This is a genomic window from Arthrobacter agilis (assembly GCF_002953615.1).
In the GTDB taxonomy this organism is placed as follows: domain Bacteria; phylum Actinomycetota; class Actinomycetes; order Actinomycetales; family Micrococcaceae; genus Arthrobacter_D; species Arthrobacter_D agilis_B.
Genome location: NZ_CP024915.1, coordinates 2,813,677 through 2,822,911 on the forward strand (window position 1 = coordinate 2,813,677; position 9,235 = coordinate 2,822,911).

General features: G+C 69.1%; 7 protein-coding genes. All 7 read right to left on the reverse strand.

Annotation, left to right across the window (positions count from 1 at the left end; all coding sequences use genetic code 11):
- On the reverse strand, positions 1 to 778 hold a 778-nt coding region (locus CVO76_RS13730; protein WP_208741829.1), incomplete at its 3' end, for a DUF1972 domain-containing protein.
- Between the two features lie 56 nt (positions 779 to 834).
- Entirely contained in the window at positions 835 to 1,281 is a 447-nt protein-coding gene (locus CVO76_RS13735; RefSeq protein ID WP_133082048.1) for an adenylyltransferase/cytidyltransferase family protein, read from the reverse strand.
- Between the two features lie 80 nt (positions 1,282 to 1,361).
- Positions 1,362 to 2,852 carry a sugar transferase gene (locus CVO76_RS13740; RefSeq protein ID WP_208739694.1) on the reverse strand — a complete coding sequence of 497 codons (1,491 nt, stop codon included), beginning with the start codon at positions 2,850 to 2,852 and terminating at the stop codon, positions 1,362 to 1,364.
- A gap of 460 nt (positions 2,853 to 3,312) precedes the next feature.
- Positions 3,313 to 4,422 (reverse strand): helix-turn-helix domain-containing protein, encoded by a 1,110-nt coding sequence (locus tag CVO76_RS17565; protein WP_347876238.1) that lies wholly within the window; start codon positions 4,420 to 4,422, stop codon positions 3,313 to 3,315.
- Positions 4,423 to 4,468: 46 nt separating this feature from the next.
- Positions 4,469 to 5,992 carry an ATP-binding protein gene (locus CVO76_RS13750; protein ID WP_208739698.1) on the reverse strand — a complete coding sequence of 508 codons (1,524 nt, stop codon included), beginning with the start codon at positions 5,990 to 5,992 and terminating at the stop codon, positions 4,469 to 4,471.
- Complete coding sequence (locus tag CVO76_RS13755) at positions 5,989 to 8,628, reverse strand: helix-turn-helix domain-containing protein (protein ID WP_208739700.1); 2,640 nt, start codon at positions 8,626 to 8,628, stop codon at positions 5,989 to 5,991. The genes CVO76_RS13750 and CVO76_RS13755 overlap by 4 nt, the downstream gene beginning before the upstream one ends.
- A gap of 198 nt (positions 8,629 to 8,826) precedes the next feature.
- The coding region (gene pth, locus CVO76_RS13760; protein ID WP_208739702.1) for an aminoacyl-tRNA hydrolase at positions 8,827 to 9,235 on the reverse strand (409 nt) is incomplete at its 5' end.

Sequence of the window (9,235 nt, forward strand, 5' to 3'; positions counted from 1 at the left end):
TGAAGCGCACCCGCTCGTCGCCCAGCGCTGTGACGTGCTGCGTGTAGTCGTCGGAGTAGGGGGCGGAGCCGACGACGATCAGCGGCAGCTCCGCGTTGCTGCGGACGTACCCCTCGACGATGACATGGACGTGGTTCTCCGGCTCGAACCGCGCCACCACCAGGTGGTAGCCGCCGGGGGTGAGGTCCAGTTCCGCGAGCCGGTGCGACGCTCCGCCTTCGAGGATCGGAGCACCATAGGCCAGGTAGGTGCTGTCGACGCCGAATTCCTGGCGGTAGTAGTCCTGGATGCCGGCGGCATCCGCGATGAGGGCATCGGACCAGCGGACCGCGAGCGATTCGGCGACCCGGTAGTACCTCTTGCCCAGGGGTCCCCACTTGGCACGCTTCCACTCGAGCCCGTCGACGTGCGTCGCGACGGGTATGCCTGCTGCGCGCAGGACGGGCAGCCACGGCGAGTTGGCCGCATTGAAGACGATGGCGGCGTCGGCACGCTTGACGAACAGGTGCGCGGCCGAGAGCCCGGTGTGGCTGAGCGTCTCGAGCGACCGTCGCTTGAGGGCGGGCAGGTGGACGAGGGTCATCCCCCTGTACTCGTTCTCGGCGGGATCCGTGTCGTCCGACGTCCTGCAATAGACGACGACGTCATGGCCGCGCGCGGCCAGGCGCTGCCCGACCTCCTCGACGCAGGTCTCGAACCCCCCGTAGCGGGCCGGCACCCCGCGGGTTCCGACCAGGGCGATGCGAAGGGGTGTCGAGCGGGACGACGGCAGGTACATGATGGGCTCCCAGTTGCTGCGCACCCCTCGAAGGGGCGGGTGCACGGATCGTTGTGTCAGAGGGCGGCTTGCTGGACCTCGGGAGCGTTGAGGAGCTCCAGGGTCCGCCGCAGGAAGGTGCTCGAGGTGTGGACGGTGTACGGGAAGTAGACGACCTCGACGCCGACCCGGGCGAAGGACTCCTCGAGGGCGAGCCCCTGGGGAGTGCCCTTCCAGTCGTCGCCCTTGAAGAAGACGTTGAAGCCGAGCTGCTTCCACATGTCGAGCTTGGTCGGAGCGGTCTCGGCGACCGCGCGGTCGACGAACTGCACGCTCTCGACGATCTCGAGCCGTTCGATCAGGGGGATGACCGGTCTCTTCCCCTTGTTCTTCTCCAGCAGTTCGTCGGAGACGACGCCTGCGATGAGGAAGTCGCACTCGCTCTTGGCGTGACGGAGCAGGTTGAGGTGGCCGACGTGGAAGAGGTCGAACGCACCGGCGGCATATCCGATCCTGATTCCCATGGGGCTTCCTTCGCTGGTGGCCGCGACCGCGGGCGTGGCTGCCGGTGCCGGGATCCCGGTTGCCGGCGGAGAGGGGCGCATCAGTAGGCACCGACGGGCTTGAGCATCACCTTGAAGGTGCGCCAGATGATGATGAGGTCACCGGTGACCGACCAGTTCTCGACGTAGTAGAGGTCGAGTCGCACGCTCTCCTCCCAGTCGAGGTCCGACCGTCCGCTGACCTGCCACAGGCCGGTGAGCCCTGGCTTGATCAGGAGCCGGCGGTGCGTGTGCTCCTCGTACCCGGAGACCTCGCTGACGAGCGGGGGTCGGGGTCCTACGAGGGACATCTCACCGCGGAGGACGTTCCAGAACTGGGGAAGCTCGTCGAGGGAGTACTTCCTGATGATCCGTCCGATCCGGGTCACCCGTGGGTCGTCGCGCAGCTTGAACAGCACACCGTTGCCCTGGTTCCGCTCCCGCAGGACCTCGAGCTCGTCCTCGGCCGTGACGACCATGGAGCGGAACTTGAACATCCTGAAGACCGCCGAGTTCTTGCCTGCCCGCTCCTGCGCGAAGAAGGCGTTTCCCGGGGTGTCCCGCCGGATGGCGATCACCAGCACGAGGAACACCGGCGCCAGGATGAGCAGTGCCGTGGCGGAGACGACGATGTCCAGGGCCCTCTTCAGGATGTGGCGCCCGCCGGTGAACTGCGGCAGTTCGACGTGCATGAGGGGCAGCCCTTCGACGGGCCGCATGGTGATGCGCGGACCGGCGACATTGGTGAGCGCCGACGCGAGCACCAGTTCGGTCGAGGACTCCTCGAGGCGCCACCCGAGTTCCCGGATGTAGGAACTGCCCTTGTGGAGATGACCGGCCACGATGACCGCATCCGCCCCCGTGTACGCCACGAAGTCCTCGATCTTCCGGAGACCGCTGACCACAGGGACGATCCGCTCGCCCGTGTGCAGGGCCGCCGGGTTGGACCTGCCCTCGTAGACGGCGCCGACGACGGTGTACGCCGCACCGGACTTCTTGGCCAGCTGGGCGGCGACATAGCGGACGTCGGCGGGCTGACCGACGACGACGACCTTCGAGAGATAGTGTCCCAGGTGGCTCTGGTGCAGCAGCCACTGGCGCCACAACCACCGGCTCGACAGCAGGAGCGCCGTGCCCGACGGCAGGGCGAGGACGAGCAGGCTCCGGAAGTGATCGAGATCCAGGAGAGCGACGACGACGGCGGCGGCCGCGAAGGTGGCGAGGCTCGCGCGCACCACCTTCTTGTACTCACCGGCTCCGGTGCCCACGATGCGGGAGTCCCGCGTCCGGAAGAGCGACATCGCCGTCACCCATCCGGCGGCGATCACGCCGCCGAGGAGGAGGACCTCCGTCAGCCGCCGGCTGCTGTCGTCGAGTGTCAGGACATTCACGGTCAGCAGCAGGATCCCGAGGATGAGCACGGAATCGGTGGCCATCAGCGAGACCTGGTAGCGGCGACGCCACGCCGTGCCCGAGGTGGCGATCGACCTGGAGGCCGCTGTGGTTCTCGGGACCGTGGCGAATCTGCCGGGTGAACTCTGCATCTGCGTCATCGTGTGCCCCCTTTCGAGGATGCAGCGCCAGTGCTGCACGACGGGTTGAACTGGGGAGCCGACGACGGCTGGGGACGGACCTTGGTCTCAGAAGGTCCTGACATCGCCGGCTCCGATCGTGGATGCGACCCGGGTGCCGCTGGCGCGGCAACCGGTCTGCAAATGATTCAGGACGACGGATTCGGTGGAATGCCGTCGGCCGGAACTCGGAGGAAAGAAAGAGTGGGCGCCTTCCCCGTACGGGTGGCGAATGCCGCAAAATGAACGACCCATGAATGAGACCCGATTCTTCAAGAATTTCCCCAGCCCTGCCTGCGAGCTCTTGTCGAAATCCTAGAGAGAGGGGTTTATCGGCACACGAGTAGGACCTACGCGATCGGTCCGGGGTCCTTACGTAGGACTACGCATGAACTACTCGTGAACAGTACGTAGGACACTTAGCCCTACGTGTGGTGGCGCCTCAGGACTCCCGCAGATCCTCTCGGCGGTTGACGCCGAGCTTGGCGAAGATCCGGTACAGATGGCCCTCCACCGTCCGGACCGAGACATTCTTGGCGTCCGCTATCTCACGGTTCGAATAGCCCTCGTTGACGAGTGCGACGATCGTGCGCTCCGTGGGCGTGAGACGGGACGTGGTCTCCGCGGCCGATGCCGAGACCAGCGCCGGCGGCACGGGTCCCTCCCACCGCTTGCCCAGCGTCACCAGCCGTCGCTGGATCGCACGGGCCGACCGACTCGAGCCCTGCTCCCCAGCCAGCTGCAGGGCGACGGACAGACCCGCATATTCGAAGGCCACGTCCCCGTGCGCTCCCCCAGCAGTGGCTGCGGCGACCATGGCGTCGGCGTCCTTTGTTCCGGCCGCCACCGCGAAATCGAGCAGGCCTGTGGTGCACGCGCCCTGGAAGTCCTGGAGGACATCGGTGAGAGGGCCCACGGAATCCGTGTTCCCCAGCAGGAGCGAGAGCCGAAGTGCGGTGACCGCCCATTGCTTCATCTGGGCGGCCTCGGCCTCCGCGGCGATGCTGACCAGCTCCGCGGTGGCACCAGGGACATCTCCCAGGAGGGCCGCGGTCGCCGTCACGAAGATGCGCCCACCCACGATCATCGCCCGGGACCCCTGCTCCGGCGTCCCCTCGAACGCGTCGACGAGTGCGGCGGCGCCGGCGGTATCACCGGCGAGCGCACAGGCGTACGCCGCAAGGCCCGTCAGCAGTGTCGTCACGTGCGTGGCATCGCTTCCCCGGAGTGCCTGGAGCGCGAGGAGGAACCTGCTCCGGGCTTCCCGGTTCCGGCCCTCCCGGAGTGCGGTGTGGCCGTCGATGACATCGCTCCAGCCTGCGAGATACACGATGCTGCACGGTTGGACCCGCGAGTACGCCTGCAGGACCGCCTTCGCCTCTGATTCCTGCCCACGCCCGCACAGCGCCAGGACGTGCTGCGCAGCGGCGAACTCGCGGTACCCCAGCAGGGCTGCTCCCGCGGCGTCGATGCGGTCCAGCGCAGCCGCCGAGAAGGCACTGGCGTCGACCGGGCGGCCCGTGCTGCCGAGCAGCTCGGCGAGCACGATCATCGCCCCCACGTGGGCCTCGGGGGTGCCTCGGGAACCAGCGATGAGGTCACGCAGTTCGTCCTCGATACCGGCGAATCGCCCCTGCAGGACGAGGACGCGACACTCGAGGATCCTGCAGCCGAGCTGCGCCCGGGCGACCTCCTCGGCCGGAAGGCGAGCGCCCTCCTGCAGCTCCACCCGGGCGATGAGGGACCTCCAGCGGTCGACGTCCTCGCGCAGGTCCTCGTAGGAGGCCAGGGAGCTCAGCTTGAGCTCCCTGGGACAGCAGCGTGGCGTCCTTCGCGAGACGCAGGTCCGTGCAGCGCCGCAGTGCGTCGTCCACGACCTCCCGTGCGTACGCCAGGTCGCCCCTGCGGGCATGCACCCGGGCGATCTCGATGAGGGCACGCCCCCTGAGTCCTGGCGCGGACACGGCGCGGGCGGTCCGGAGGGCGACGTCGGAGTCCCGGAGCCCGTTGGCGACGGTGGCGGCCTCGAGGAGCTCCCGGTCGTCGGGCGGGACACCGCAGTCCAGTCCCCAGACCACCATCCGGAGGAAACCTTCGAGGGACTGCGATCCGGGTTCGGTGGCAGCGAGCACCTTCCGGCGGATCGCCGTACTGCGTGCAGCAGGGACCTGGCTGCGGAGGACTTCGCCGTGGAGCGGGTGTTCGACCGAGACGGGGGCGCCCGGTCCGGGTCCGACGGCAATCAGGCGATCGTCCCTCAGACGGTTGAGGGCATCGGCATCCACGCATCGGACCACGGTGTCGAGGGCGATCGGTTCCGCAAGGGCGACGGTTTCCAGTGCCTCGAGGTCAGCCGCGCTGCGCAGCCGGAGCTGCGAGCGGACGAGGTCCCGGAGTCGCGGGGAGAGCATCGGCCGCTCGGTGACCTGACGCCAGACGCCGTCGTGCCGGCCGAGGTAGCCCTCGCCGGGACCCTGCTCCAGCAACGCGCGGAGGAACAGCGGATTTCCGCCCGTCGTCAGCGCGAGCGTATGCGCGGTGCCCGTCAGGACCGGCCCGCCGAGCAGCTGAGAACTCAGGGCACTCACCGCATCGGGATCCAGTGGCGCGAGGTCGAAGCGTGCCAGGAGGCCATCGGCGCCCAGACTGCGGAACTCGACGGGGGCGGTCGTGACATCGCGGCTCATGACGAGCACCTTGGCCCGCCGCGCACTGACCAGCTGGGCGAGGAGAGCACTCGAACTGCTGTCGAGTTCATGGGCGTCGTCGATCACCAGGAGGGGCGGATGCTGCGTCCGGCCCGTGCTCTCACCCGTCAGGTGCCCCAGCACCGCGCGGAGGACGGCGACGGGTGATTCCGCGTCCGCCACCGACAGCGTGTGGAGGTAGGGTGCCAGCGCCCCGAACGGGATGCTGCGCAGGGAGGGGCCTCCCGTGATGCGCAGCACCGGGGCTGTCCAGTTCAGGCGCTTCAGGACGGACCGCGCGACGGCCGTCTTCCCCATGCCGGCCGCGCCGACGATCATCACGCCGAATCCGCCCGACTCGTCGAGTGCTGCAACGATGTCCTCGACGAGCCGAGCACGGCCGACGAGGTCGATGGCCGTTCCCATGTCGGTCATTGCTGCTGTCCGAAGATGAGGGCGAGCTGCTTGCGGGTGGACAGGCCGAGCTTGGACATGACCTGGTGCACGTGGCCCTCCACCGTCCGCGGCGAGATGTGCTCCTGCTGCGCGATCTCCTTGTTCGGCACTCCCTGCGCGACCATGCGCGCGATGGCCCGCTCCCGTTCGCTCAGTACCCTCCGTCGCACATGGCGCCGGGCCGGTGTGGAGGTCTTGCGCAGGATCTGTTCCGCGTGCACCCGGATCATCGGATCATCGGTCTCGGTGAGGTGCTCGATGCTGAGTGCCGCGATGTCCCCGGCGAGGTTGTAGTTACCGCTGTCGAGTGCGCGTCGGGCGAGTTCCTTGAGTCCGCCCGGGTCCTGTGCCACCAGCCCCTGGGCGAAGTCGCGGCTGAGGCGCGCGTACGGCCCGTCGGCGGCGGCGGCGGAGGTGGCCAGCAGATCCGCCGCTTCGTGCTGTCCGAGCTGGACGGCCTGGTTGAGGAAGAAGAGCTCGACGCCGTGGTACCCCCTGCTGCCGAGGACGAGGGCATGCTCCAGGAACTCCGTCGCGACGACATCCGGGATCCCGAGCCAGGCTTCGGCCAGCAGCCGGAAGTACTGCACCGCCTCCCGGAGGTGCCACGGATAGCGCTGCCCGGAGAGGTCGATGGCGCGCAGGTGGTCCTCGGCGGCATCCGGGGCGTTCTCGAGGACCTGCGCATAGGCAGCGGCCGCTTCGGCGAGCGGCAGGAAGCCGTGCCTGTCCCGGGTCCGGAACTGGCTGATGGCGGGAAGCAGCTTCTCGAGGGCCTCGCTGCTCCTGCCCAGGTACGCGAGCAGGACGCCCTCGGCGAATTCCGAGCGTGACCCGCCCGCCGGGAGCACCGGCGGGAGGTCGCCGTCCGCCCCCGCCCGGTCCAGGCACTCCGTCCAGTAGCCCGCCAGGAGGAGCACCGTGTACAGGTGGGTCGAGGTGAGCTCCCGCTCGAAGGGAGCGGAGGGCGCACTCGCCGCGCGCGCGTCGACATTCCTGGCGGCGGCGACGGCTTGCTCCTGCGAGCCCATCACCGCCCGGGCGAAGCTGAGGAGGCTCCTGATCCCGGTACTCCAGCGCGTGGAATCCCCGCCCCCGGCGAGCACCGCGGGGGCGCTCGCGCATACCCGGTCGAGTTCCCCCTCGAAGACATGCACCTGCATCCGGGCCATCTCCGCCTTGCCCGTCAGGTCCGCCGTGGCCTCGGAAGCGGGCTCGGCCGCGAGACGCGCGGCGACGGCGTCGAGCAGTTCCCCGGAGTCCTTCTCCCGGCCGTTCGTGCGGGCCCTGAGCCGCGCGGCGAGAAGGCGTGCATCGACCCAGTCCTCGAGCGGGGCAGCCTCCGACAGCCCGGACGCGAGAGCGTTCTCCACGGTGACGAGTGCCTCCGCCACACAGCCGTCCATGGAGAGTTGCCGGGTGCGTTCCAGGAGTGCGGTGCAGTCGACCTGCGAAGGCGGGAGGGCGTCGAGGAAGCGCTCGGCGGCGCCGTCGATCCCTGCGTCGTTCGCGAGGCGTGCGAGCACCACGAGTTCGGCTGCGTCGAAGGAGTCACCCTCCTCGAGCGCCCACGCCGCGAGGGCCAGCCGTGCCTGCACCGGCATGCCGGGGTCGTTGCGCAGGGTGCTGACGGACCTCAACGCCGCCCTGCCGCCGGCCGAGAGCAACTGCGCGCGCACGACGTCCGCGAACACCTCGTGGGTGAGCCTCGCCAGCGGGACGCCTTCACGGTCGAGCGTGACGACGCCGTCGCTCTGCAGGGCGTCGAGCGACGTCGCGGAGACAGCGCTCAGCAGAACGGTCAGGGGGACCCGGCCGGCTGCGGCGAGGACCTCGACGATCACCCGGTCCTCCGCCGGCAGCGCAGCGAGGTTGGCGGCCGCCCAATCCGTCAGGGAGCGGCCGGAATCCGGGCGCGGGACGTCGCGGGACACCCAGACGCCGTCGCACTGGAGCAGGTGCCCGGAGGCGACGTCGGTCTTCGTCGCGATCTGGAGGTACTTCGGGTTGCCGCCGCTGGAGGCCCACAGTTCCTGGGCGGCCGACCGTGACACGGGGGCGCCCAGGGCGGTGGTGAGCATCCCGGTCGCGTCGTCGAGCGTGAGGGGCTGGATGTCGAACCGCTCGAGGAACTCGTCCTTCCACAGATCGAAGAGCTCTGCAGGGGCGCGCAGGAGGTCCTCGCAGGTGACGAGGAGGCGAACCGCCCCGACGCGGGCCAGATGAGCGATCACCGTCGCCGAGAGTTCGTCGATCTCCTCGACACCGTCGATGTGCATGAGGGTCCGACGGTGGGCCGGGTGCTCCTCGAACATGCGCTGCAGTGCGCTGAGGACCAGCAGCGGGTTCCGGGCGGTGTCCTCGTCGAGCTCCGCGAGCAGCACGTTGAGGGCACCGTACGGGGTGGTGGCGTGGGCTGCCGACCCGCGCAGGTAGATGGTGTCGACGTTCCGCGCCAGTCCTCCGACGACCTGCTGGGCGATCATCGTCTTGCCGATGCCCGACGGACCCACGAGGACGACGCCGCGCGCGGGATCCTCGCCGAGGACGGCACGGATCCGTGCGACGTCGGTGTCGCGACCGGCGAAGGGCCAGCGACCGTCGACCACGGTCATGGGGTACACCCGAGCGCGCCCGGTCCCGGTTCGATGACCGACGGCGCCGGCCCGGGGCCGGACCCACGTTTGCACTCCTGCATGAAGTTCCGCCCCACGACGCTTGTCCTAGCGGCCCACTTTACAGGCAGGCCGCTCCCGAACCCGTCGATCCCGGCGCGGTGATCGGCAGGGTCTGCTCAAGATTTGCGCGGCTCGTCACGATCTCTGCGCGTGGAAGCGTTGCTGTGCCGCGAGCAGACCCTCCGTGATGAGTTGCTCCACGGCGTCGGCGGCGTCGTCGAGCAGGAACGGCAGGTCCTTCTTCTCCGCCGTACCGAAATCCTTCAGCACGAAGTCGGCCGGGTCCTGACGTCCGGGCGGGCGACCGACGCCGACCCGCACGCGGTGGTAGTCCTTGGTGCCGAGGGCCTTGCTGATGTCGCGGAGTCCGTTGTGGCCGCCCTCTCCCCCGCCGAGCTTGACCTTGACGGTGTTGAAGGGGATGTCGATCTCGTCGTGGACGGCGATGACGTGGTCGGGAGCCACATCGTGGAAACGGGCGAGCGCCGAGACCGGCCCGCCCGTCGTGTTCATGTAGGTGAGCGGCTTGGCCAGCACCAGCCTC